The sequence below is a fragment of the Brevundimonas vesicularis genome (assembly GCF_027105095.1).
Classification (GTDB): Bacteria; Pseudomonadota; Alphaproteobacteria; order Caulobacterales; family Caulobacteraceae; genus Brevundimonas; species Brevundimonas vesicularis_E.
In genome coordinates this window covers 2765497-2787395 of sequence record NZ_CP114278.1, presented here as the reverse complement: position 1 = coordinate 2787395, position 21899 = coordinate 2765497, and the positions used below count along the sequence as shown (strand labels likewise).

The 21899-nt window shown below is 66.9% G+C and carries 26 protein-coding genes and 1 tRNA gene; 9 read left to right on the top strand and 18 right to left on the bottom strand.

Annotated elements, in window-relative coordinates; all coding sequences use genetic code 11:
* Positions 1-40: 40 nt before the first annotated feature.
* A complete protein-coding gene (locus O2K97_RS13890; protein WP_269219715.1) occupies positions 41-556 on the top strand; it encodes a retropepsin-like aspartic protease family protein in 516 nt (171 codons plus the stop codon).
* Here the strand turns inward: O2K97_RS13890 and pgsA are convergent.
* From pgsA to O2K97_RS13855, 7 genes are all read right to left on the bottom strand, one after another.
* The gene (gene pgsA / locus O2K97_RS13885) at positions 553-1197 is read right to left on the bottom strand and encodes a CDP-diacylglycerol--glycerol-3-phosphate 3-phosphatidyltransferase (protein WP_370458456.1); all 645 of its coding nucleotides are present in this window, start codon (positions 1195-1197) and stop codon (positions 553-555) included. The two genes, O2K97_RS13890 and pgsA, sit on opposite strands and share 4 nt — an antisense overlap.
* Before the next feature lie 44 nt (positions 1198-1241).
* Entirely contained in the window at positions 1242-1865 is a 624-nt protein-coding gene (locus O2K97_RS13880; RefSeq protein ID WP_269219714.1) for a carbonic anhydrase, read from the bottom strand.
* A 21-nt stretch (positions 1866-1886) separates the two neighbouring features.
* Positions 1887-3755, bottom strand: a complete 1869-nt coding sequence (uvrC, locus tag O2K97_RS13875) for an excinuclease ABC subunit UvrC (protein ID WP_269219713.1) — start codon at positions 3753-3755, stop codon at positions 1887-1889.
* A 16-nt stretch (positions 3756-3771) separates the two neighbouring features.
* Positions 3772-4218: a DMT family transporter gene (locus O2K97_RS13870; RefSeq protein WP_242077064.1), complete on the bottom strand. Its 447-nt coding sequence runs from the start codon at positions 4216-4218 to the stop codon at positions 3772-3774.
* Positions 4215-4823 (bottom strand): hypothetical protein, encoded by a 609-nt coding sequence (locus O2K97_RS13865; RefSeq protein WP_269219712.1) that lies wholly within the window; start codon positions 4821-4823, stop codon positions 4215-4217. Before O2K97_RS13865 ends, O2K97_RS13870 begins: the two co-directional genes overlap by 4 nt.
* Before the next feature lie 84 nt (positions 4824-4907).
* Positions 4908-5378, bottom strand: a complete 471-nt coding sequence (locus tag O2K97_RS13860) for an NUDIX domain-containing protein (RefSeq protein WP_269219711.1) — start codon at positions 5376-5378, stop codon at positions 4908-4910.
* 66 nt (positions 5379-5444) lie between these two features.
* Positions 5445-6194 carry a hypothetical protein gene (locus O2K97_RS13855; protein ID WP_269219710.1) on the bottom strand — a complete coding sequence of 250 codons (750 nt, stop codon included), beginning with the start codon at positions 6192-6194 and terminating at the stop codon, positions 5445-5447.
* A 190-nt stretch (positions 6195-6384) separates the two neighbouring features.
* Between O2K97_RS13855 and O2K97_RS13850 the strand changes: the two genes are divergently transcribed.
* The 5 genes from O2K97_RS13850 to O2K97_RS13830 all read left to right on the top strand — a co-directional run bounded on the left by O2K97_RS13850 (position 6385) and on the right by O2K97_RS13830 (position 9059).
* Positions 6385-7146 (top strand): SDR family oxidoreductase, encoded by a 762-nt coding sequence (locus O2K97_RS13850; protein ID WP_269219709.1) that lies wholly within the window; start codon positions 6385-6387, stop codon positions 7144-7146.
* A 3-nt stretch (positions 7147-7149) separates the two neighbouring features.
* Positions 7150-7563, top strand: a complete 414-nt coding sequence (gene folB / locus O2K97_RS13845; protein ID WP_269219708.1) for a dihydroneopterin aldolase — start codon at positions 7150-7152, stop codon at positions 7561-7563.
* 82 nt (positions 7564-7645) lie between these two features.
* Positions 7646-8314 carry a hypothetical protein gene (locus O2K97_RS13840; RefSeq protein ID WP_269219707.1) on the top strand — a complete coding sequence of 223 codons (669 nt, stop codon included), beginning with the start codon at positions 7646-7648 and terminating at the stop codon, positions 8312-8314.
* Between the two features lie 10 nt (positions 8315-8324).
* Positions 8325-8708 carry a hypothetical protein gene (locus O2K97_RS13835; protein ID WP_269219706.1) on the top strand — a complete coding sequence of 128 codons (384 nt, stop codon included), beginning with the start codon at positions 8325-8327 and terminating at the stop codon, positions 8706-8708.
* A 66-nt stretch (positions 8709-8774) separates the two neighbouring features.
* On the top strand, positions 8775-9059 hold the full coding sequence (locus O2K97_RS13830; protein WP_269219705.1) for a GNAT family N-acetyltransferase: 285 nt from the start codon (positions 8775-8777) through the stop codon (positions 9057-9059).
* Between the two features lie 40 nt (positions 9060-9099).
* On the opposite strand, the gene O2K97_RS13825 is transcribed toward O2K97_RS13830, so the two are convergent.
* The 6 genes from O2K97_RS13825 to msrA form a co-directional block, all read right to left on the bottom strand.
* Positions 9100-10086 (bottom strand): SDR family oxidoreductase, encoded by a 987-nt coding sequence (locus tag O2K97_RS13825; protein WP_269219704.1) that lies wholly within the window; start codon positions 10084-10086, stop codon positions 9100-9102.
* A gap of 79 nt (positions 10087-10165) precedes the next feature.
* Positions 10166-10483, bottom strand: a complete 318-nt coding sequence (locus O2K97_RS13820; RefSeq protein ID WP_269219703.1) for a hypothetical protein — start codon at positions 10481-10483, stop codon at positions 10166-10168.
* 118 nt (positions 10484-10601) lie between these two features.
* Positions 10602-12566, bottom strand: a complete 1965-nt coding sequence (mdoH, locus tag O2K97_RS13815; RefSeq protein WP_269219702.1) for a glucans biosynthesis glucosyltransferase MdoH — start codon at positions 12564-12566, stop codon at positions 10602-10604.
* 153 nt (positions 12567-12719) lie between these two features.
* Positions 12720-14567 carry an acyltransferase family protein gene (locus O2K97_RS13810; RefSeq protein WP_269219701.1) on the bottom strand — a complete coding sequence of 616 codons (1848 nt, stop codon included), beginning with the start codon at positions 14565-14567 and terminating at the stop codon, positions 12720-12722.
* Between the two features lie 86 nt (positions 14568-14653).
* Positions 14654-15976, bottom strand: coding sequence for a VOC family protein (locus tag O2K97_RS13805; protein WP_269219700.1), 1323 nt, complete (start codon positions 15974-15976; stop codon positions 14654-14656).
* A gap of 71 nt (positions 15977-16047) precedes the next feature.
* Complete coding sequence (gene msrA, locus O2K97_RS13800; protein ID WP_269219699.1) at positions 16048-16698, bottom strand: peptide-methionine (S)-S-oxide reductase MsrA; 651 nt, start codon at positions 16696-16698, stop codon at positions 16048-16050.
* Positions 16699-16837: 139 nt separating this feature from the next.
* Between msrA and O2K97_RS13795 the strand changes: the two genes are divergently transcribed.
* From O2K97_RS13795 to O2K97_RS13785, 3 genes are all read left to right on the top strand, one after another.
* Positions 16838-16927, top strand: a tRNA-Ser gene (locus tag O2K97_RS13795).
* 184 nt (positions 16928-17111) lie between these two features.
* Positions 17112-18302, top strand: coding sequence for a tyrosine-type recombinase/integrase (locus O2K97_RS13790; RefSeq protein ID WP_269219698.1), 1191 nt, complete (start codon positions 17112-17114; stop codon positions 18300-18302).
* Positions 18299-18682, top strand: coding sequence for a hypothetical protein (locus tag O2K97_RS13785; protein WP_269219697.1), 384 nt, complete (start codon positions 18299-18301; stop codon positions 18680-18682). Before O2K97_RS13790 ends, O2K97_RS13785 begins: the two co-directional genes overlap by 4 nt.
* 424 nt (positions 18683-19106) lie before the next feature.
* Here O2K97_RS13785 and O2K97_RS13780 read toward each other — a convergent pair whose 3' ends face one another.
* The 5 genes from O2K97_RS13780 to O2K97_RS13760 all read right to left on the bottom strand — a co-directional run bounded on the left by O2K97_RS13780 (position 19107) and on the right by O2K97_RS13760 (position 21897).
* Entirely contained in the window at positions 19107-19478 is a 372-nt protein-coding gene (locus O2K97_RS13780) for a hypothetical protein (protein ID WP_269219696.1), read from the bottom strand.
* Complete coding sequence (locus O2K97_RS13775) at positions 19475-19987, bottom strand: TIGR02594 family protein (RefSeq protein WP_269219695.1); 513 nt, start codon at positions 19985-19987, stop codon at positions 19475-19477. The genes O2K97_RS13780 and O2K97_RS13775 overlap by 4 nt, the downstream gene beginning before the upstream one ends.
* A 45-nt stretch (positions 19988-20032) precedes the next feature.
* The gene (locus tag O2K97_RS13770; protein WP_269219694.1) at positions 20033-20257 is read right to left on the bottom strand and encodes a hypothetical protein; all 225 of its coding nucleotides are present in this window, start codon (positions 20255-20257) and stop codon (positions 20033-20035) included.
* A 98-nt stretch (positions 20258-20355) separates the two neighbouring features.
* Entirely contained in the window at positions 20356-20751 is a 396-nt protein-coding gene (locus tag O2K97_RS13765; protein WP_269219693.1) for a phage tail fiber protein, read from the bottom strand.
* 105 nt (positions 20752-20856) lie between these two features.
* Positions 20857-21897, bottom strand: a complete 1041-nt coding sequence (locus tag O2K97_RS13760) for a hypothetical protein (RefSeq protein WP_269219692.1) — start codon at positions 21895-21897, stop codon at positions 20857-20859.
* Positions 21898-21899 lie beyond the last annotated feature (2 nt).

Sequence of the window (21899 nt, the reverse complement as noted above, 5' to 3'; positions counted from 1 at the left end):
GTTTCACCCCATCCAAACGCCGAGCCTCTAAGACAGAGGCATGGTTCGCATCGATACCCAGTCTGTCGTCGTCCTCGGCTTCGCTCTTATGGCGTCGTTCGGCACCGCCCTGACGATCCGCCATCTGGAAGGCGACGGCATGGCTCAGGCGGCGACGCCCGTGGTCGAGGCTGCGGTCGGCGCCTCCGGTACCGACGCCCAGGTGGTCAAGGGTGCGGACGGCCACTACTGGGCAGAGGCCAATATCGACGGCAAGGCGGTGCGGGTGCTGGTGGACACCGGCGCAAGCGTGGTCGCCCTGACGCGCGCCGACGCCCTGCGGCTGGGTGTCGATCCCGAACTCGAAGCCTTCACCGGCAAGGTCCAGACCGCATCGGGCGTCGTGCGCGCCGCGCCGGTTCAGCTGAAGACGATCTCGGTGGCGGGGGCGCGGGTGGACCGGGTCGAGGCCCTGGTGGTCGAGCAGGGGCTGGAATACTCCCTGCTGGGCATGAGCTATCTGGGCCGGCTTTCCGCCTTTTCCGCCACGCCGGCCGGGCTGACGCTGCGACCCTAAAGGTCGCGCATCTGGCGACGGGCTTCGCTGAAATACTGCCAGCCGGTCCACAGGGTGATGATGGCGGCGAACCAGATCAGGAAGATGGCGAAGGATTCGAACGCCGGCTGCCAGGCCAGCGGCGATCCGTCTTCGTTTTGCAGACCCAGGGCGCCCCACAGCAGGGTCAGCTGAAGCGCGGCGAGCGCCACCATCTGCACCGTGGTCTTCCACTTGGCGGCCAGGGTGACCGGAAGTTCGATACGGCCGGCCATCGTTTCGCGAAGGGCGGAGACGGCGAATTCGCGGAACAGGATCAGGCCGCAGGGCAGGGCGATGCCGGGTAGGGATCCAGAAGCCAGGACGCCCAGGATGGCGCCGGTCACCAGCACCTTGTCGGCGATGGGATCCAGAATGGCGCCCCAGCGCGTGGTCGCGTTCCAGCGGCGGGCGAGGTAGCCGTCGACCCAATCGGTCGAGGCCGCGATGACGAAGATCCAGAAGGCCCAGACGCTGAATCGCCCTTGGGTTTCCGGCGACAGCCAGGCCTCAAGCGCGCCCGGCGCCGCCCCGGCCATCATGGCGAACATCACCACCCCGGCCGCCAGACGCAGTCCGGTCAGGATGTTGGGAATGGGGTTGGCGCGGTGGGCGGAGGTCATCGTCATGTCCGTTGCAACGCGCCGGGTGTGGCACGGTTCGCCGCTCAATCCAACGGTTCGAACCGGGGCTTGTCGGTCAGGGCCGTAAGCGCGCCCTCGGCGATGCCGAAATGCAGGCCGCTGAGCTGAATCTCGCCCTTGGCTTCGCGCTCGGCGATCCAGGGGAAGGTGCGCAGGTTCCGGATCGACAGCCGCACGATGGCCTCTTCGGCCGCGCGCTCCAGCTGGTCGGGGGCGACGGTTTCGGCGACGTGCTGGACGACAGGCGCGCCTTGAGCGATCCAAGGGGCGACGAAGTCGGCGACGATTTCAGGCGCGCCGTTGATCATGGCGTTGACCCCGCCGCAATGGGCGTGGCCCATGACCACGATCCGCTTGACGCCCAGCACCTTGACCCCGAACTCCAGCGCCGCCGACACGCCGTGCAGCTTGCCGTCCGGCTCGTAGGGCGGGACCAGATTGGCGACGTTGCGCACCACGAACAGTTCGCCCGGCTTGGCGTCGAAGATCAGGGCTGGATCGGCGCGGCTGTCGGAACAGGCCACGATCAGGGTGTGCGGCTTCTGGCCCTTGGTCGCCAGGGTTTCGTATTCGGCGCGGGCCGTCGGCCAATGCTCGGCGCGGAAGCGGCGATAGCCGGCGGTCAGTTCGTCTTCGGTGTCGCTCATGGTCGGTGTCTTAGCTCCGGCTCAGCTTTTACGGAAGAAGGCGTGGATGCGTTCGGCGAGGGGTTGGTTGATGCCGTCGACCTTGACCAGATCGGCCAGCGAGGCGCGGCTGACCCCCTTGGCCGAGCCGAAGGCGTGCAGCAGGGCCTTCTTGCGGCCGGGGCCGACGCCTTCGATCTCGTCCAGCGGGTTCTTCTTGATGTCCATCGAGCGGCGCTTGGCGTGGGCGCCGTTGGCGAAGCGGTGGGCCTCGTCGCGCAGGCGTTGCAGGTAGTAGAGGGCCGGCGACTTCAGCGGCAGCATGAAGGGGGCCTTGCCGGGCATGAAGAACTTCTCCATGCCGGCGTCGCGATCGGGCCCCTTGGCCACGCCGACGACGGTGATGTCATCCAGCCCGCCCAGGTCGGCCATGACCGCCAGCACCTCGGCCAACTGTCCCGCGCCGCCGTCGATCAGCAGCAGATCGGGGCGGACGACGTCTTCGCCCTCTTCCTCGTCCTTGACCAGGCGCGAGAAGCGACGGCGCATCACCTCGCGCATCATGCCGTAGTCGTCGCCGGGGGTCAGATCCTCGCCCCGGATGTTGAACTTGCGATACTGCGACTTCTGGAAGCCTTCGGGGCCGGCGACGACCATGCCGCCCACCGCATTGGTCCCTTGAATGTGGGCGTTGTCGTAAATCTCGATCCTTTCAGGTCGGCTCTCCAGTCCGAAGGCCTCGCACACCGCGTCCAGGATCTTGCCCTGCGCCGAGCTTTCGGCCAGGCGGCGACCCAGGGCCTCGCGCGCATTCGTCAGGGCGTGGTCGACCAGCGCCAGCTTCTCGCCGCGCATCGGTCGGACGATCTCGACCTTGCGGTCCGCCTTCATCGAGAAGGCCTCTTCCAGCAGTTCCAGCTCGTGCGGGCGGACGTTGGACAGGATCAGGCGCGGGATCGGCTTGTCCTCGTAGAACTGACCCAGGAAGGCGGCCAGGATCTCAGGATCGGTGTCGGTCTTGTCCACGCGCGGGAAATAGGCGCGGCCACCCCAGTTCTGGCCGGCGCGATAGAAGAAGACCTGGACGCAAGCCTGGCCGCCGTCGGAATGCAGGGCGAAGACGTCGCCTTCGGCCACGCTGTCGGCGCTGACGGAGTTCTCCATGGCGATGGCCGACAGGGCGCGGATGCGGTCGCGCACGCGTGCGGCCTGTTCGAAGTCCATCTCGTCCGACGCCGCCTGCATCTCCTTGGACAGGCGGCTTATGACGGCACGCGACTTGCCGCGCAGGAACTGTTCGGCCTCTGTGACCAGTTCGCCGTAGTCCTCAAGGCTGATCAGGCCGGTGCACGGCGCCGAGCAACGCTTGATCTGGTGCAGCATGCAGGGGCGGGTGCGGGTCTCATAGACGCTGTCCGAACAGGACCGCAGCAGGAAGGCCTTTTGCAGGGTGTTCAGCGTGCGGTTGACCGCCCAGGTCGAGGCGAAGGGGCCGAAATAGTCGCCGGGCGTCGTGTGGGCGCCGCGATGCTTCCTGACCTGGGGCGCGCGGTGATCGCGGCGGATCATCAGTTCGGCGAAGGACTTGTCGTCGCGCAGCACCACGTTGAAGCGGGGCTTCAGCTTCTTGATGAAGTTGGATTCCAGCAGCAGGGCTTCGGTCTCGGTGGCGGTGACCACCAGCTCCATCGACCGGGTCTGCGACACCATCAGGCCGATGCGCTGGGTGTGAAAACGCCCCTGCGCATACTGGACGATGCGCTTCTTCAGCGACTTGGCCTTGCCGACATACAGGCACGACCCGTCCTCGCCATACATGCGATAGACGCCCGGCTTGTCCGGCGCCCGGCGCGCCTCGTCGGCGATCAGGGCGGCGGCTTTCAGTTGGGAATCAGGCGTCTCCTCGGTCATCGCGCCCGATATAGGGTCAAGAGCGCCGGACCAGAAGGACGCCGGCCAGAACAAGCCCCACCCCGGCGATGCGGCCGATGTTCAGCGGCTGGCGCGGCACGCCCAGCGCCCCGAAATGATCCAGCGCCAGGCTGAGCAGCAGCTGGCCGCCGACCATCAGGGTGATGGTCATGGCCACACCCAGGCGCGGCACGCCCCAGGCGGCGGCGACCACGAAACAGGCGCCGTAGGCCCCGCCCAGCCAGGCGTACCACGGCAGGGCCCGCGTCGCGGCCATGTCCGGCCGGGTGTGCAGGATCGCCGCCAATATCCCCAGCACCGTCGTCCCGACCGCAAACGAGATGAAGGCGGCGTTGACCGGCGAGGCCACGGCGGTCGCCAGCCTGGCGTTGGTCGGAGCCTGAAGCGCGGTGGCGCCGCCGGCCAGGATGACGACGAGGATGGCGAGCAGGGACGGGTTCATGGCCCCTGGCTAGCATGGCTTTCAGGACTTGCAGAGGGCGGCGTTCGGCGGCGGGCGCGGCGCAGGCGGCGGCGCTCAGCCCGATTGAGGGGCGCGCCGGACGGGTTTGCGTCGTCCGAGGATAAAACAGGGTGCAATCGGTGCGCTTCGCCCGGTTCGGACCCGGCGTCGTCCGTCGAGGGGCGAGGGGCGCGCGCGTCGGTCCCATCAGACGGTCGGGGCGGAAAATCAGGGTGCAATGTGTGCACATCGCCGGTCTGGGACGCCATCGACGACAGGGTTTCGAAGATCCTGAGCCAGCGCTGGGCCTCGGTCGCCTCGCCGTCCATCAGGGCCAGTTGCAGGCGACGACGCGCCGTGTCGGCCATGTCGGAAAAGGCGATATCCTCGACCGCCTCGAGCTCGAGCGCGGGATCGTACAGGTCGGGATCGTCCTGGTCCCCGCGCCGCCACTTGCCCTTGCGCGCGCGAATGCGGAAGGCCGACAGGCCCAGGTCGTAGCGGCGACAGACGATCCGCGCCGGCTCGCCCGCCAGATAATCGTCGCGGGCCAGGTCCCAGATCTCCTGCGAGCGGACGCGATAGACGGGGGCGGCTTGGGTCATGGGCGGACGCTGCCACGCGCCTGCGTCAGATGCGGACGCACAACGTCTCCTCCCCGCTGCGCAGGGAGGAGACGGCAGCGGGTCTCACCAGTCCGGATCGACCGGGGCGCCGTCGAAGATTTCGGCCAGGCGCGCGCCACAGCCCCGGTTCACATCGTCCGGCAAGGCGTAGGGCGAGAACCAGCCGATCTCGGCGATCTCGCCGTGGCTGGTGCGCTCGCCCACATCGAAGGCGTCGATGCGGAAGACTGCGACGTGATCGCCGGGAAAGAACCGCGCGTTGGAATGGATCGAGATCAGGCGCGGCGCCCCGCGCGCGACCAGACCGGCCTCTTCACGCAGTTCGCGCACCACGGCGGCGTGCGTCGTCTCGCCCCAATCCACCCCGCCGCCCGGCAACCACCAGCCGGCCAGATAGGTGTGCCGGACCATCAGCACCCGCCCCTGCGCATCCACCGCCACCGCCCGCACGCCCAGCGTCTTGCCCCGCGTCAGCCGCGACCAGGCGAAGAAGAGGGGGCGGGTGAAGGGTTCGACGTGGATGCGCCAGATCATTCTGTCGTCCTTAGCGGCTCATATCGCATGTCTCGAGGGCACAGCCTCCAAAAGACATGGCCAGATTTATCTTGGCCGTTCTGCATCGGGATTATCGGGAAATAGCCTCAACAACCCTTGCTGCGGAAGATGCTGACAAGCCTTTAGACCCCATTGACCTCTGCGCTCGGCTGCACTCGACGGATTGATGGCCCAGTAGTCAGTGATCGATGCTCTCAACCGACCATCGACGATTAGTCTCTCACCAGACCGATATAGCCCACGCGCTTCTTCTGGCGCGTCATCGAACCGCACGAACACTGCGGCATCCACCGGGGCCTTGCCCACGTAGCTGTATGTCAGGCATCGGCCGATGTAGCTTGCCGGCCTCGACGCTCCGCGCGCCGCCTGACGTGCGAACCATGCTGTTTCCGCTTCGCAACGCGCATCGCCATCTGGCGCAAGTTCGAACTTGTAGACGCCAGACGGTTCGCCCCGCGTAGGACCGAAATAGTAGCCGTCCCCCGGCCCCATGTTGATATACAAGGCGCCGGCGACACCGCTGCGCAGCCACAAGTCTTCTCCGCTGCCTATTCCGATGAATTGCGACGCCGTCTGGAAGCTGGGATCATCCGCAGGGTCACGGGAAAGATTGCCTGGCATCCAAACGTCGATCCCATAAGGGCGCTCGCCAAACCAGCGTAAGGCTGCATCCTGCTCACATCGTCGGTTCATCTCATGAAGCATGGCGGAACTGGGACGGTCCGCTAGATACAACGTCGTCAGGCAACCCGACAGCGGAGCGGCCATCGCGATGGCTAGCAGTATGCGCGACATTTTAAACTCCCCCACAAATCGGACCTTAGCGTTAGGCGCGCTTCAGGCAAGTGAACCATCCCTGCTTGAACCCCGCCCCGTCCCGCACTAAGCCAAGACGGACAACAGGAGCATCCCATGCTGGCTCTCGGCATCATCTTCGGCTTCATCGCCGTTCTGGCGGCGTTCAACGTGTTCGAGTTCGGTCGGGTTGACTGAGGCGGCTGCTCGCTCCGAGCGGGGCGTCGCCCTGGTCACGGGCGGGGCACGGCGGATCGGGCGGGCCATCTGTCTGAAGCTGGCCCAGGCCGGGTTCGACGTGGCGATCCATCATCATGCGTCGGGCGACGACGCCCGGACCCTGGCCGACGAGATCGCGGGTCTGGGGCGACGTGCGTGCCTGTTGCAGGCGGACCTGACGGACGAGGCCAGGGTGCGGGCGTTGATCCCCGCGGCGGTCGAGGCGCTGGGGTCGGTCAGCGTGCTGGTCAACAACGCCTCGGTGTTCGAGGACGACCGGATCGGCGACCTCACGCGCGACAGCTGGGACCTGCATCTCGACACCAATCTGAGAGCGCCGATCGTTCTGGCCGAGGCGTTCGCGGCGCAAGCCGTCGAGGGCGCCATCGTCAATCTGTTGGACCAGAAGGTGCTGAAGCCGGATCCGCGCTTCTTCTCCTACAGCCTGTCGCGCAACGGCCTGTGGTGGGCGACCCAGACCCTGGCCCAGGCGCTGGCGCCCGGCATCCGGGTCAATGGGGTGGGGCCGGGGCCGACCCTGCCGTCCATCCACCAGACGCCCGAAGAGTTCGCCGCCGAGGCGCGCGCCACCCTGCTGGAAACCCCCGGCAGCCCCGAGGCGGTGGCCGAGGCGGTGTTGTGGCTGATTGACGCCCGGATGGTGACGGGCCAGATGATCGCCGTCGACGGGGGCCAGCACCTGGCCTGGCGCACCCCCGACATCCAGGAGTAGCGCGTGGTTTCCTCTCCTCTGGCGACGCCGGCTCCGGCGGACGATCCCCTGCTTTTCGGGCCGCTGCGTTTCGAGCGGCTGAGCGTGTTCGTGCGCGGGTTGGAGGTCGAGGCCGGGATCGGGGTCTATGACCATGAGCAGGGGCGGCTGCAGCGGCTGGTGATCGATGTGACGCTGGAGCTGGCGCCGCGCCCCATCGAGCGGCTGGGCGACACCATCAACTATGAGACCGTAGCCGACGCCGCGCGCGCCATCGCCGCCGAGGGGCATGTGGGGCTGGTGGAGACCTTCGCCGAACGGCTGGCGCGGGCGTGCCTGGAGGACAACCGCGTGCAGCGGGCCACGGTGCGGATCGAAAAGCCGGGCGCCCTGGCGGCGGTGGCGGCGCCGGGCTGCGAGATCGTGCTGGGGCGGTAAGGGCGGTTGCTTCGCGCCGCGCCGACCGCCATTGTCGTCGGTAGATTCCAGCCGGGCGTCCGGCGTGACAGAAGCGTTGTTCATGGCCGAACCCGGCGATCCGAAAGACCCAGCAGCGCCCCGCGATCACGACCATGATCATGACGCCGAGGTCGGCTTCGTCTCGCCCGCGTCGCTGGCGGGCCGTGCGCGTGAGCGGCAACCGGAGCCGTTTCCTTCAGACGAGCCCGAACCGGACCTGTTCGATCCGCCGGAGTTGGCGCCGGGGCCGGGGCCATTCGACCGATCTGGCCCGACGACCCGGCCGACGGCGCCGTTTCCGCCCCGGTCCGAGCCGAAGCCTGTCGAGGCCAAGCCGGCGCCGGCCGTACGCGCGGTGCGCCAGCGTCTGACGGCCGAGGCTGCGCCGCGTCGTGAAGGACCGGTCGTGCCGATGCGGCTGTATGCGGTCTATGTGCTGATCCTGCTGGCCGTGCCGACGCTGGGCGTGTCGTGCCTGGTGGCCCTGCTGGCGGTGATGCGGCGCGATGGGTCGACGGATCCGCTGGAGCACAGCCACGCCGTCTATCAGCAGCGCACCATCGTCGGCGCGGTCGGGGCGGCGGTCGTCGGGGCCCTTTTGATCGTGGTCAACATCGGCGTGCTGGTGCTGTTCGCCCTGGCGATCTGGGTCCTGGCGCGCGGCGCGTTCGGGGTGCTGAAACTGAAGAGCGGACAGGCCGTTCCTCGCCCCCGCAGCCTGCTGTTCTGAAGGACCGACGATGACGAACGAACCCAATTTCATCGCCGGGCAGACTTCGGAGGGCAAGGTCGGAGCGCTGATCGCCTGGGCCCTGTTCATCCTGTCGATCCCCAGCGCCAATGTGCTGGTTTTGATCGGGCTGGTGGTGTCCTATGTCACGCGCGGGACGGCGACGGGCGTGGCGCGCCAGCATATCGAGGCGCAGATCCGGCTGTTCTGGTCAGTCTTCTGGTGGACCATCGCGGCCTGGGTCGGGATCTTTGTCAGCGCCCTGGCGTCGGTGGTGCTGATCGGCATTCCGTTCCTGCTGCTGTTCCTGCTGGTCTGGTTCCTGCTCAGCGTCTGGTTCACGGTCAAGAGCGTGATCGGCCTGCTGAATCTGCTGAACGACAAGCCGATCTAAGGGCCGATTTGAACGTGACGGAACGTCCCGGCGGCCTTGGCGGTTGATCCGTCAAAGGAGAACCCGATGGGACAGTTCAAGGACGTCGAAGGCGACAACCGGTTCGAACAGGCGTTCGACGACGACAAGGGCGCGGGCCTGGTCTGGGCCGACTATGCCGTGAAGGGCGATGCGCGGATCATCCTGCATGTCGAGGCCGAGCCATCGCTGCGCGGATCAGGCGCAGCGGGGCGGTTCATGCAGTCGCTGGCCGATCATGCGCGCCAGAAGGGGCTGAAGCTGTTTCCGCGTTGCAGCTACGCCGTCGCCTGGCACAAGCGGCATCCCGATTACGACGACGTCTTGGCCTAGGCGAGGCCGCCGCCCCGCGATCGCAGGGCGGCGGTTCGGTTCAGCCGCCGGCGTAGCCGCCGATGATCGGCAGGATCTCGCCGGTGATGAAGCTGGACATCTGGGGCGAGGCCAAAAAGACGTAGGCGGGCGCGATTTCCTCGGGCTGGGCCGGGCGTTTCATCACCGTGTCAGCGCCGAACTTCGAGGTCGCTTCGGCGTCCTTGTCGGCGGGGTTCAGCGGGGTCCAGACCGGGCCGGGCGCGACGACGTTCACGCGAATGCCGCGCGGCGCCAGATGCGTGCCCAGCGAACGGGCAAAGGCGTGGATGCCGCCCTTGGTCAGGGAATAGTCGAGCAGATCCTTGTTGCCCATCAGACCGGTGACGGAGCCGGTCATGACGATGGCGCCGCCGGCCTTCATGTGCGGAACAGCCGCCTTGGTCATGTTGAAATAGCCGTAGAGGTTGGTCTTCAGCGTGCGGTCGAAATGCTCGTACGTCAGGTCCTCGAAGGCGGGGACGTGCTCTTGGAAGGCGGCGTTCGGGACCAGGACGTCCAGCCGGCCGAAGGCGTCGAGCGTGGCCTTGACCGCCATCTCGGCGAAGGCGGGATCGGAGACATCGCCCTTCAACACCACGGCGCGGCGACCCTCGGCCTCGACGGCGGCCTTGGTGGTTTCGGCGTCAGCGTCCTCATCCAGATGGCAGATGACGACGTCGCAGCCCTCGCGCGCGAACAGGACGGCGACTGAACGGCCGATGCCGGAATCGGCGCCGGTGATCAGGGCGGCGAACCCGTCCAGCTTGCCCGACCCCTTCCAGAAGGGCGCATCATAGAGGGGCGCGGGATCCAGCGCGGCCTCGTCGCCCGGCTTGGTCTGGTGCTGTTTCGGGAAGGGCGGTTCGGGGTAGGGGCGGGCGCCGGCCTGCATCGCGCCGGACGGTTTGTCATCGCCGGACGCCTTGTCCTTGGCGTCAATGTCGCGCTGGATGGCGCGTTCCTGATCGGCGATGTCTTCGGCGCGCGCGTGGGTCCGGTCGTCCATGGATGTCGTCTCCTGAAGATGGGGTCTTCAGGAAAGCGGACGGGCAGGCGGGTCGTTCCGACGGCCCAGCTTCGGTTTTTCAGCCGACGCGGTGGACGATGGTCTTGATGGTCTCGGCGCGGTTCGGCAGGTCGGCGGCGAGACGCGAGGCGATCTCGCGCGCGCCTACCGGATAGGCGTCGCCGCCGTCGGCGATGGCCTTGGCCTTGGCTGCGGCTTCGAGCAGCAGCCGTTCCAGCGCCTCGATCTCTTCCAGCGCCAGGGCGTGGGCTTCGAGCTGAAGACGTTTGACGCGGTCGGCCGTGGTTTCGGGCGCGCGCATCAGGTCATAGACGGCGGACTCGGATTCGACGATCCGCAGGTCGGGCTTGGTGTCGGCGCTGGTCTTCTTGGTCATGGAATCAGTCCGCAACAGGTGGCTGAAATCCAAGACTGAACGCGAACCCTTCCGCCGTCGAGCTAGGCTGTGACGGTTGTGGCGGCGCTGTGGCCGCCACGCATCGCTTTTGGCCCGATCAGAGCTCGGGCGCGCGGGCCGGGACCATGGCCGGGGCGGCGACGGGGGCCAGGACGCCGCCGGCGACCGCACGCAGCGGCGAGCGCGGCGTGTGCAGGACGGCCGGCGAAACGCTGACGCCGTCCTGAACCGGGGTGACCAGATAGCCCTTGGCCGCCAGCTTGTCGCCCGAACGGACGCGCGAGGTCCAGACGGTGATCGGGGCGGCCAGCAGCAGCGGCAGGACGATCGGGGCGAACCAGGTGGCCAGGTCGGGACGGACGGCGAGCGGGATCAGGAAGCCCACGCCGGCGATCATCTGCCAGCGCATGGCGCGGAAGGCGTCGGACCAGGCCAGGCCGTCGGCCTCGCGCTGCTGGGTCGACCAGCCGGTGTCGTGGCCCGAGACGATCTGGATGAAGGCCTTGGTGTTGGCGACCATCAGGATGGGGGCCAGGATCGCCGACAGGGCGATCTCGGCCGCCATGCCCTTGGCGATGGCGCGACGGCCGCCGAAGGCGCGCAACTCGGCCGGACGGCTGAGGACCAGGGCGGCGCCCATGAACTTGGGCCCGATCAGCAGCACGCCGGACAGGAAGGAGGCCAGCATGAAGGGCGTGAACTGGGGGTTCAGGATGTAGAAGAAGCTGGTCCAGTCGACCGGATAGAACATCTGGATGAACAGGCCGACCATCAGCGACGCCAGCCACAGGGGCGACGACAGATAGGCCATGCAGCCCATCAGCAGCTGCAGGCGGCTCATCGGCGACAGGCCCTTGGCCGTGATCAGGCCCAGGTGCTGGAGGTTGCCCTGGAACCAGCGGTGGTCGCGGCGGATGAAGTCGGTGATCGACGGCGGGGTCTCTTCCCACGATCCGTCCAGCGAGGCGGTGACGTGGACGGCCCAGCCGGCGCGGCGCATCAGGGCGGCCTCGACGACGTCATGGCTCATGATGTGACCGCCGAAGGGCTTCCTGCCCTTCAGGTGCGGCAGGCCGCAGCAGGCGGCGAAGGCGCGCGTGCGGATGATGGCGTTGTGGCCCCAGTAGCTGGATTCCGAACCGGTCCAGTAGGCCAGGCCGGCAGCGGCGACGCGGCCGTACAGGCGCACCGAATACTGGGACACACGCGCGAAGATGGTGCGGGCCTTGATGATGACCGGGGCGGTCTGGATCAGGCCCACGCCGGGATTGCGCTCCATGGCGTCGACCATGCGCAGCAGGGTCTCGCCGGCCATGGTGCTGTCGGCGTCCAGGACGATCATATTCTCGTAGGCGCCGCCGAAACGACGGACCCATTCGGCCAGGTTGCCGGCCTTGCGCTCGGCATTGTCGGTGCGGCGGCGATAGAAGGCCTTGGAGTTGGCGGCCATGCGGAACGATTGGAACACCGAACGCTCGGCAGCGGCGGCGTCTTCCTTGGTCGAATCGCTCAGCACGAAGATGTCGAAGGCGGACGAGGCGCCCAGACGCGCCAGGCAGGAATCGATCTGGGACAGGCGCGCGAAGGACGAGCGTGCGTCCTCGTTGTACAGCGGCATCAGCAGGGCCGTGCGGGTGCGCGGCATCGGCGGATGCGGCGAGAAGGCGAGGTCCGCCTGATCCTTGCCGCGCAGCATGACGAACAGGCCCATCAGGCCGCTGACGAACCAGCAGGAGATGGCGGTGATCAGGACCATGAACAGGCTGAAGGCCAGGATCTCGGTGCCGTCCCAACCCTTGCGGGCATAGAGGTAGAAGGGGGTGATGGCCGACAGGCCGGTCAGGACGATGGTGCCGGCCAGCAGGGCCAGGCGACGCGACGCTACCGTGCGCGGCGAGGTCGCGGGCGTCACGTCGGCGACGGCGTCGGGCGCGGACAGGGACTGAACCGGCATGGCCAGCGGCGCCTCGTCGGGCAGCCACGACCAGCTAGGCGTTTGCGCGCCGTGGATCGTCGTCTCGATTTCAGCCTGTTCGACAGGCCGGATCGCCAGCTTGTTCATGCCGCTCTGGACGCCCCCGAGTGAACCGGATGTCGTCCCGAGGGCTGGGGACGACGCGGAGTGCTGCACTGCAACACGACCTGCATAATCGATCACATTCGCGCGATTTTCAATCACGCAATGTTGATGAAACCAAAAAATGTGGGGGTGAAGTCAGGCCGGAACGTCGAACGCGGCGGAAGCCGGGCGGCCGTGCGGCGACTCCGTGGCGACCGACAGCAGTTTACGGTCCAGGACCCAGGCTGCAACCCCCACCCAGCAGACCAGAACGATGGCGTAGAGACGCTCCCACCAGCCGACGTTGGCGTCGTTGACCGTGCCGGGGAAGACGAGGTGCTTGGTCAGGACCATCAGAATCGCCATCACGACGAAGGTGACGGCGAGGAAGAGCTTCAGGCGCGGCACGTCCCGGCGTTTGGCCAGTCCCCACAGCAGCAGCATCGGCGCCAGCTGGATGCCCAGGGCCAGGTTGATGATCATGTGGCGCGGATCGGGCCAGGGCCACAGGGTCGAGGCCGACATGCCGCCGCCAGCCAAGATGAAGACGATGGCGATGACCCAAGCTGCGACCCGCGCGCCGGTCAGGGCGTAGATGGCCAGACCAAAGCCGATCCCCGCCAGACCGGCCATGACGCCGGCGACGAAAACCCCGCCGTTGAAGATGATCGGCGCCTTGGCCGTCGTCCCGCCCAGTTCGCTGAGATACTGGGTGGCATTGTTGAAGCCGGGGTAGGCGAGGATGGCCACCGCGACCACCGTCAGGGCCAGAAGCGGGGCGGCGACGCCCACGCCCAGCAGGCGACGACGGCGGTGATAGCGAACCTGCGGCTTCAGCAGGGCTTGAAGGTCCAGCGGCCAGGGCCGGCCGTCCAGCGGCTTCAGCCCCCACAGCGGGCGAATGGCCGGGATGCGACGCACGACCTCATAGATCGCCAGGCTGCCGACGAAGGTGATGGCGATAAGGGACAGCAGTTCGACCGGCGCCGGCAGGTTCGCCGGGCGGATGATCCAGACGGCCGCGACCAGCACCGTCTGGTGCGCCAGATAGAGGGGAAAGGTCGCCTGCGTCAGATAGTTGAGCGCAGGGCCGCCCCGGTCGCGCAGATGGCGATAGCCGAAGCCCAGGATGGCGACGATCACCGCCCATTGGTCGATGCCGTAAACGGCGGCCTTGGGCACGCCCCAGAAGGCCCGCGCGCCGGGATGCCAGACCTGGACCATCATGATCGGGAGGGCGACGGCCGCCAGGGCCAGGGCGATCCAGCGATAGCGCTCCATCGTGCGCCACAGGCTCTCACGCCCCACGATGCTGAAGCCGAACAGGAAGGCGACCAGCGACAGGGCGTGATTGTACCAGTCGTTGTGCAGGGTGTTGGTCAGGCCGAACCAGGGAAAGAGCAGCCACCGGATGGCGAACAGATAGAGGATCGGCAGGACCAGCAGGCGTGGGCCGGTCAGCGCCTTTTCCAACCCGTTCCCCAGTCGGTCGATCAGGCCGGGCTGGCGCCACAGAACCACGGCGATCAGGCTGTAGACCGCGATATAGACGATGAACCAAAGATGGTTGACCGGCACGCCGTCGGCGAGACCGCTCCAGCCGAACTCATGGCCCAGCCAGGCGACGAAGCCGGCGACGCCGCCGGGCCAGCCGCCCTTGTCCATCGACTCGATCCAGGACTGGATCGGCACCAGAACCAGGGCGCCGAAGATCAGGGGCGGGACCAGCCGCTCGAACCGGGCGCGGGCGACCTCGCGCGGGGTGCGCCGGAAGGTCATGAACCGCAGGGCGGCGCCGGACACCAGAAACAGCAGGGTCAGCCGCCAGGGATTGGTGACCAGGATCGCCTCACGCATCCACTCGAAGGTGTGGGCGCTGTGGATGTGCCAGTCATAGACCCCGTAAACCAGGCCCACATGATACAGGATCAGCAGGCCGAAAGCGCCGACCCGGATCCAGTCGAGATCGTAACGGCGCTGGGTCGGGGAAGCGGACGGGTTCACGGCCGCGTCTATGATCCGCGTCTGCGCATCAGGCAAGACGCCGGATGGACGCGGGGCGTCGCCAGCCCCGCATCCGGTTGAAGGGACTAGACCGTCTCCGTCAGGCCCAAGGCCCTCAGCGTCGCTGTGATCGAGGCTTCCTGTTCGGCGCGGTACAGGGCCATCTCGTCCTGGACAGGGCGGCCCAGCGCCTGTTCGAAATCGGCCTTGGCGGGATCGACGGCATAGGCGGTTTCGCGAGCCTCCGATCCCAGGTTGGACTGGAAGATGCCGGCGGCGCTGACAGGCAGGAAGTCTTCATAGGTGATGGGTTCGGCGACGACGTGGCCCGCCGCGATCAGGGCGTCCAGATCAGCAGTCTCGGCGCGGGCGGCGAGACCCTCAGGCGTCACGCGATAGCGGAACCAAGCGAGGTCTGCGCGGCGCAGGGCGTCCCAGTCGTCGGGCAGGGCGGAGAAGTCCTTCTTCGCCAGGGCCTCGTCATACAGGGCGCGACCGGCGGGGGTCAGGGCGCAGCCGCGCTGTTCGATCTCGCCGAAGCGGGCGGTGTGGGCGCCCGCCGTGGGGCCGTCGGCGCCGGGGAAGGTGATCGCCTCCTGCAACGCCTTGAAGCTGGTCTGGCGCAGCAGGATCGGACAGGCGCGGGCGGGCGGACCCTCGATGGTTTCCTTCGGGCTGATGCCGCGCGCGGGCATGGCGGTCTGGGCCGCATCGATATCCAGCGTGCGCGGCGTCAAGTGGTTGATGTGTGGCCCCTTGAAGCTGACCACATCGGCGATCAGACGGTGGGCGGCGACCAGCCGTTCGTAGGTCTCGGCGCTGACGGTCGCCTGGGCGTGCCAGCGGAAGGTCTCCAGCAGTTCGGAGACGAAACGATCGGCCTGAGCCTCGTCCAGACCGCCCGCGGCCTCCGCCGTCTCAATCAGTTCACGCGCGCCGGGGGTGAAGATGTCGCGGCGAGCCAGCGTCTCGGCTGCCTCCGCGCGCAAGGCGTCGTCCTCGATCAGTTCCAGCCGCAACAGCGAGGTGAAGACCCGGAACGGATTGCGCGCCAGGGCCGCCGGATCGACGGGACGGAAGGCGGTCGAATGGACCGGCACCCCGGCGGGGGCCAGGTTGTAATAGCTGACCGGCTCCATCCCCATCACCGCAAAGGCGCGCGCGATCGTGGCCAGTTCATCGGCCGTGCCGACGCGGATGGCGCCGTGGCGTTCCTCCGACAGACGCGCCAGTTCGCCGGACGCCGCCAGCCTGTCGGCGCCGCTGGCATCGGCCTTTAAAGTAGCGGCGTTGATATCCGCCACCAGCGTCAGCAGGTCGCCGTATTGCGGCACCTCGGCCCGGTACATGGCGGACAGGGCGGCCGAAAACCGGCTGCGGATCTCGTCAGGATGGATGAAGGCGGACATGAGCGCTCCCATTTTTCGCCGATCCATAGGCCGACTGGCCGCCGGTTGAAACCCGGCGGCCGTCGCAGGGGTCAGGCGTCGACGCCGACCCCGATGGGGCAGACCACGCCGGTCCCGCCGATGCCGCAGTATCCGGCCGGGTTCTTGGCCAGATAGCCCTGGTGATAGCCCTCGGCGTAGAAATAGTCGCCCGCCGGCTCGATCTCGGTGGTGATCGTCCCGCGCCCGGCCTGGGTCAGGGCCGCCTGATAGGCGTCGCGCGACGCCTCGGCCTCGGCCTGCTGCTCGGCGTTCAGCGTATAGATGGCCGAGCGATAGGTGGTACCCACGTCATTGCCCTGGCGCATCCCTTGCGTCGGGTCGTGGTTCTCCCAGAAGGTCTTCAGCAGTTCGGCGTAGGAGATGACGGCCGGGTCGAACACCACCTTGACCACCTCGGTATGGCCCGTGCGGCCCGTGCAGGTCTCCTCATAGGTCGGGTTCGGCGTGATGCCCCCGGAATAGCCGGCCGACGTCACCCAGACGCCCGGCAACTGCCAGAAGATGCGCTCCACGCCCCAGAAACAGCCCATGCCGAAGATGGCGGTCTGGAAACCGTCGGGATAGGGCCCCTTCAGCGGATGGCCGCTGACATAATGGTTCACGTCGGTGTCCAGCGGCTGGGCGCGGCCGGGCAGGGCGGTCTCGGGCGTGGGCATTTCGGCGGTCTTCTTGAACAGCATTTGCGGCTCTCTCATCGGAAAATGGCGTTGAAGTCCATATGGGGATGCGAGAGGCGCTTGCCGAGGGGGCGAGGGTGTTCTATCAGGCCCGCCTCCCGCCGGATCGACCTCCGGCGGCGCGCAAGACGCAGCGTGAAACGGACAGGTGGCGGAGTGGTCGATCGCGCACGCTTGGAAAGCGTGTGTAGGTGAAAGCCTACCGAGGGTTCGAATCCCTCTCTGTCCGCCACACCCACGCCCTCCAATGTCACCGCTTGCCAACCCAGCGCCCCGCCGCGCAAGGATTTGCGCCTCAAGCCCGTCATCGCTGGACGGGACGCGAACCGCTCATCTTAGGGCGGGACTTAGGGCGAGCTTAGGGTGGCGACCGCTTCTGTCGTCGGCGTATGTTCTCCTTACGTTCTGGAGAGGCCATGGCGCGCGACGTAAACAGATTGAACGGCAAGAAGGTGCCGGGGATGCGCGAGCCAGGGCTCTTCGCGGATGGGGCCGGACTCTATCTGCGGATAGACCAGACCGGATCGCGTCGCTGGGTCTACATTTTCTATCGGGCCGGCCGTCGTCGAGAGATGGGGCTGGGCAGCCTGGAGGCCGTGAAGCTGACCGACGCCCGCGCCGCCGCCGACAAGGTGCGGGCCGAGATCAAGGCGGGGATCGACCCTATCGAGGCGCGGCGTAGGGCGAATGCGCCGAAACCGGACACCACCTTTTCAGCCGTCGCCGCCGATCTGATGGATGGTCTGGAGAAGGGCTGGAAGTCCCCCAAGCAGCGCCCGCAGTGGGAAGCCTCTCTGACCCAGCACGCCGCCGCCATTTGGAAAGCCGAGGTCAGCACCGTCGACACCGAAATGGTCCTGAAGGCTCTGCGCGAGATATGGACGACGAAGCCAGAGACGGCCCGCCGCGTCCGGTCTCGCATCGAAATGGTCCTTGACGCCGCCACGGTGCGCGGGCTGCGGACGGGCGAGAACCCTGCACGATGGCGCGGACACATGGCGCGGATGCTGCCGAAGGTCAGGAAAGAACAAGGCCACCATGCCGCGATGGCCTATCAGGACGTCCCGGCGTTCCTAGAGCAGCTATCCGGGCGCCACAGCATCTCGGCTGATGCCCTTCGATTCCTGGTCCTGACCGGCGCGCGATCGGGCGAGGTGCGAGGGGCGACTTGGGATGAGATCAATGGCGCGACCTGGATCATACCGGCCGAGCGCATGAAAGCCGGCCGAGAGCATCGCGTCCCGCTGTCTTCTGCTGCCGTCGGCGTGCTGACCGCGATCGACGCCGACGTGCGCCAAGGCCTGATCTTTCCCGGCCTAAAGGGACCGCTGTCCGACATGGCTCTGGCGATGGTCATGCGGAAAATGGGGATCAAGGATGCGACCCCTCACGGATTCCGATCTGCGTTCCGAGATTGGGCAGGCGACTGCACCAACTATCCGCGCGAGCTGCTGGAAGAGGCGCTGGCCCATCAGGTCGGTTCTGCCGTCGAGCGCGCCTATCGCCGTGGTTCAGCTGTCGAGAAGCGCCGGCCGCTCATGGAGACTTGGGCCGACCACTGCATGGGCGTCACCCGTGCCGACAACGTCTATCCGTTGAAGGCATGACCGCCGAAACCGTCGGCTCCATGATCGAGCGGGGCGCGAAGATCATATGGGAGTGCGAAGTCGACCGGATCGAACACTGCGGCCATGTGGACCTTGACGCCGTCGCGCGCGCCAAGGGCGAAGACTTCACCCTGGCAAATAGGCGCCCCGCCTGCCGCGTAGAGGGCTGTCCCGGCCGGGTTCGGTTCATGGACAAGACGAGCACTTGGCCGCGCCAAGTCGACACGATCACCGACATGGATCGGATCTGGTGGGATTACACCGCAGCAGAGAATGAGCGGCTTAAGGCTCTGGGATGGTGGCTTGAAATGGGGAAGTGGAAACCGCCGCCCGCGCCGGTCTATGGAAAAGGCCTCAACGGCAAAACGCCCCCGGCGTGAACCGAGGGCATTTTGGCGGGCGGTCTCACCCAGGGAACGTAATAGACCGCCCACCGAGCGGGGTGGCGCATATTGCCGGGCCACCACCCTCATAAGCCGGCTCTGCTGCGGTTAACTCCAGCAGTGACCATCGGTTCCTGTGAGCGGAATAAGACGAAAGCCGCCCCGGTCTCCCGGAGCGGCCTCGATGGCGGAGCCGAGGCTCGACGCTGAAAGGTGGGATAATCCCTCTTTTGCCTAGCCCGGTCGAGGCGGCGCCGCTGGCGGACATCTGAACGGCAGGTCTGCCCCGCTTGACACGGCCCACCGGCAAATCCGCCCGACCGCCGCCCAGCCTCGATCGCCCCACGCCTCAACCGCGTCATCGTGCGCCGTCAGCGCCGCGTCGCTGTCCAGATCGGCCGGCGACAGCTGCGGCTTCGCCTCAACCCGCAGATCGGCATTGGACGGGAAGATCGGCGTCGCGTGTTCCTTGCTGGCGCAGGATGACGCAGCCACGGCGAACGCGGCGATCAGAAGGGCGGGTGTCAGGCAGCGTAGCGGTCGCATTGGCGCGTTCCTCTTTGCGGTCGTTGATGGTGGTGGTGTCGTTCAGGCGCTCTTCGGCCGCCGATTCCTTGGCGGCGCCGTCGATGACCAGGACACGGGTATTCGCTTCGACGCGCTTGACCTCGGACCGGGGCGCGCAGGTGTTCAGGACCACGACGGCCGCGACGATCAGGACGCCCAAGACGAAGGCGACGGCGAACAGAGGCGACACACCCCAGGACGCCAGACGGCGGATCAGGGCTCTCACGCCTCATTCACCGTCACGGGCACGCCGGCGGCGTTGAGGCGGATCACCTGAACCGCCGGCAGCGCGACGCCGGCCGGCCAGCGCATCCCGCCCTTGGCCAGTCGAGCCTTGGCGATGCGGGTGATCGAGACGGCGTTGCCCTGGTTGCCGCCTAGAACGTGGAAGTGGGTCGCGTCCTCGCCGATGTAGAAGCCGACATGCCCGCCTCCGGTGCGCGTGAAGACCAGGACACAGCCCAAACGCGGCCCGAGCAGCTCACGCCCCCACGTCGCCCAAGACGAGGCGCGAACGGCGATCGGCGGTGACGCCAGCCCGGCTATCATCATACACATGGCGACGAAGGTGCCGCACCATGCCGTCTCGTCATCCACGACCTTGATGCCCAGCACCTTGGCGCCGAGCTTCTGTACCCAGCCCATGATGACCGGGCTGTGTTTGGGTCCGACGGTTTCACGCACGCCGATTTGCTGGCGGGCGAACGCCAGCCAGGCAGGCTCTTTCGAGGCCATGGTCAGTCTCCGGTTTTCGTGGTGTTTGAGCGCCCGAGCTATTTCTCAGGAGCAGATATCGTGGGTCAGGTGAGGTGGAGAGCGCCGGTGCTGGCGCTCAACGAAGCTGGCAATCATGGGATACGCTGGATCGACGTCTTCTGACCCGATCAGCCTAGGACCATTCCGCATATCCAGAACCAGCCCATCCAAGTTGATCAGCGCTTCCGCCGAGGCGGTCACACAAGCTGACAGTTCGGCGCGCGCCTTTGCGCCCAGCACATACGGCATGATCAGTCTCCAGTTTGTGAGGGAGGGCGCGGCCCGGCGTGGCTGCTGTTCCGATCACCGGGCCGCTGGCGTCAGGCGAGGGAGATCGCCAGACGATCTTAATCGACGGTGACGGTCAGGGCGCCGGTCGCGAACTTGACGAGATTGGTGGCCTGGATGCTCTGCGACGCCGCCAGCGCTCCCGAGGCCAACAGCTGACCGCCCGACGCGGCCGAGAACAGGCCGAAGTGGGAGGCCGTCGCCGCCCCGGCCGCCGCGCCGAAATCGACATCGGCGCTGTTGGCGATCGAGGTGTTGCCGGTGATTGTGCCGAAGGTCGCAGCGACGCGGCCATCGGTGCGAACCGTGGTCGTGACCTCGGCCCCGCCAGAACCAGCATCGGTCGGGTCGCCATTGAACAGGCCGACGTAGACGCCGGCCGGGGCGCTGGGCATGGCCGTGCCCTTGAGCCAGTTCAGGATTGCATTCTGGGTATAGGTGCTCAGTCCGCTCATGGCGGGTCTCCTTTCAGGATGGGGTGAGGACGATCACCGCGGCCCAGAAGGCGACGGGGAACAGGATGAGGGCGGTGACGCGCGCGGCGACGATCTGACGGCGGGTCACGATGTCCACGCGATCATCTCGGCGTCGCTAGGAACTCGGCTATCGTCGAACCAGATCTGGCGCTTCACGAGGCCTTCCAGAGCGCTGCCGCCTCCGTTAGTTGCGAAGTCGTGACTTACGGCGGCTGTGTAGTCGCGGACGCTCGTAGTCCGATACAGCACGCCATTAACCGCCAGCCTAAGCTCGGTTGGGGTGCGGAAGTAGAAGATCTTGTTGAACGTCGTGAAGTTGCCAGCGTCTAGGTTTAGCGGAGCGCTGACCTGCTCCACGGCATCAGTGCTGTTTACGACCACGATTGTCGGTGAAGGCGTCGCCTGCACATTTACTGTGAGGCCTCCCAGCGTCGCCACTAGCGATGCCGTGTTCATGTAGCAAAGCTCAGCGAACAGGCCGTGCGTGTATCGCGAACGAACTATGTTGATGCCCTGCTCGCCCGAGGGACCGCCGCCGTTCGACGTATCAGTGTGGTGAATTCGGTCTCGGCCAACGCCTGTCGCAGAGGTCAAGCGGATGATGTCAGGGATGGTCGAGGACAGGCCTTCGCGCGGCTCCATCAGGTTGATGAAGTCCAGCACAAAGCTGTTCCCGTTCTTCCCCCGCAGGATAATCGCCGGGTCGGTTACGGTTTGAAGGGACGACTTGGCGCGGTTCCAGCCCGTTCCTGCGGGCGTGATCGAATACCACGTCACTCCGTTGTCGAAGCTGAATTCCAGCGGGTCAGTTCCCGACACACGCTTCACGTCGAAGTAGAGACGCCGCAGGATTGAGGCGTTGGTGATGGCCTGCGTGACCGTGCCGTTATCCGCCGTGAAGGTCAGGAGCGAAGCGGTGTTGGCCGATCCCTCGCGGCCGATCTGGTTCAGGGTGGCGGTTGCGTTCGCCTTGACCCAGGCGGCGTTCGTCAGGTCACGCGGCGCGACCGCTCGATTCCACTGTCCATTGAACGACAGCAGACCCTTGCGCGACCGGCGCGGCCCCATGTTACCGTCGCGCAGCAGGAGAGTGCCGTCGATGTCCTCGATGTAGTGGGACAGCATTC

Excerpts from the sequence above, each read along its gene's own strand:
- O2K97_RS13830 (WP_269219705.1), top strand. The coding sequence starts at position 8,775 with ATGGGACAGTTCAAGGACGTCGAAGGCGACAACCGGTTCGAACAGGCG.
- O2K97_RS13785 (WP_269219697.1), top strand. The coding sequence starts at position 18,299 with ATGACCGCCGAAACCGTCGGCTCCATGATCGAGCGGGGCGCGAAGATC.
- O2K97_RS13855 (WP_269219710.1), bottom strand. The coding sequence starts at position 6,194 with ATGTCGCGCATACTGCTAGCCATCGCGATGGCCGCTCCGCTGTCGGGT.
- msrA (WP_269219699.1), bottom strand. The coding sequence starts at position 16,698 with ATGCTGTTCAAGAAGACCGCCGAAATGCCCACGCCCGAGACCGCCCTG.
- O2K97_RS13770 (WP_269219694.1), bottom strand. The coding sequence starts at position 20,257 with ATGCCGTATGTGCTGGGCGCAAAGGCGCGCGCCGAACTGTCAGCTTGT.
- O2K97_RS13825 (WP_269219704.1), bottom strand. The coding sequence starts at position 10,086 with ATGGACGACCGGACCCACGCGCGCGCCGAAGACATCGCCGATCAGGAA.
- O2K97_RS13760 (WP_269219692.1), bottom strand. The coding sequence starts at position 21,897 with ATGCTGTCCCACTACATCGAGGACATCGACGGCACTCTCCTGCTGCGC.
- O2K97_RS13790 (WP_269219698.1), top strand. The coding sequence starts at position 17,112 with ATGGCGCGCGACGTAAACAGATTGAACGGCAAGAAGGTGCCGGGGATG.
- O2K97_RS13890 (WP_269219715.1), top strand. The coding sequence starts at position 41 with ATGGTTCGCATCGATACCCAGTCTGTCGTCGTCCTCGGCTTCGCTCTT.
- O2K97_RS13870 (WP_242077064.1), bottom strand. The coding sequence starts at position 4,218 with ATGAACCCGTCCCTGCTCGCCATCCTCGTCGTCATCCTGGCCGGCGGC.
- O2K97_RS13765 (WP_269219693.1), bottom strand. The coding sequence starts at position 20,751 with ATGAGCGGACTGAGCACCTATACCCAGAATGCAATCCTGAACTGGCTC.
- O2K97_RS13880 (WP_269219714.1), bottom strand. The coding sequence starts at position 1,865 with ATGAGCGACACCGAAGACGAACTGACCGCCGGCTATCGCCGCTTCCGC.
- pgsA (WP_370458456.1), bottom strand. The coding sequence starts at position 1,197 with ATGACCTCCGCCCACCGCGCCAACCCCATTCCCAACATCCTGACCGGA.
- O2K97_RS13860 (WP_269219711.1), bottom strand. The coding sequence starts at position 5,378 with ATGATCTGGCGCATCCACGTCGAACCCTTCACCCGCCCCCTCTTCTTC.
- O2K97_RS13820 (WP_269219703.1), bottom strand. The coding sequence starts at position 10,483 with ATGACCAAGAAGACCAGCGCCGACACCAAGCCCGACCTGCGGATCGTC.
- O2K97_RS13775 (WP_269219695.1), bottom strand. The coding sequence starts at position 19,987 with ATGGCCTCGAAAGAGCCTGCCTGGCTGGCGTTCGCCCGCCAGCAAATC.
- O2K97_RS13805 (WP_269219700.1), bottom strand. The coding sequence starts at position 15,976 with ATGTCCGCCTTCATCCATCCTGACGAGATCCGCAGCCGGTTTTCGGCC.
- O2K97_RS13865 (WP_269219712.1), bottom strand. The coding sequence starts at position 4,823 with ATGACCCAAGCCGCCCCCGTCTATCGCGTCCGCTCGCAGGAGATCTGG.
- O2K97_RS13835 (WP_269219706.1), top strand. The coding sequence starts at position 8,325 with ATGACGAACGAACCCAATTTCATCGCCGGGCAGACTTCGGAGGGCAAG.
- mdoH (WP_269219702.1), bottom strand. The coding sequence starts at position 12,566 with ATGAACAAGCTGGCGATCCGGCCTGTCGAACAGGCTGAAATCGAGACG.
- O2K97_RS13840 (WP_269219707.1), top strand. The coding sequence starts at position 7,646 with ATGGCCGAACCCGGCGATCCGAAAGACCCAGCAGCGCCCCGCGATCAC.
- uvrC (WP_269219713.1), bottom strand. The coding sequence starts at position 3,755 with ATGACCGAGGAGACGCCTGATTCCCAACTGAAAGCCGCCGCCCTGATC.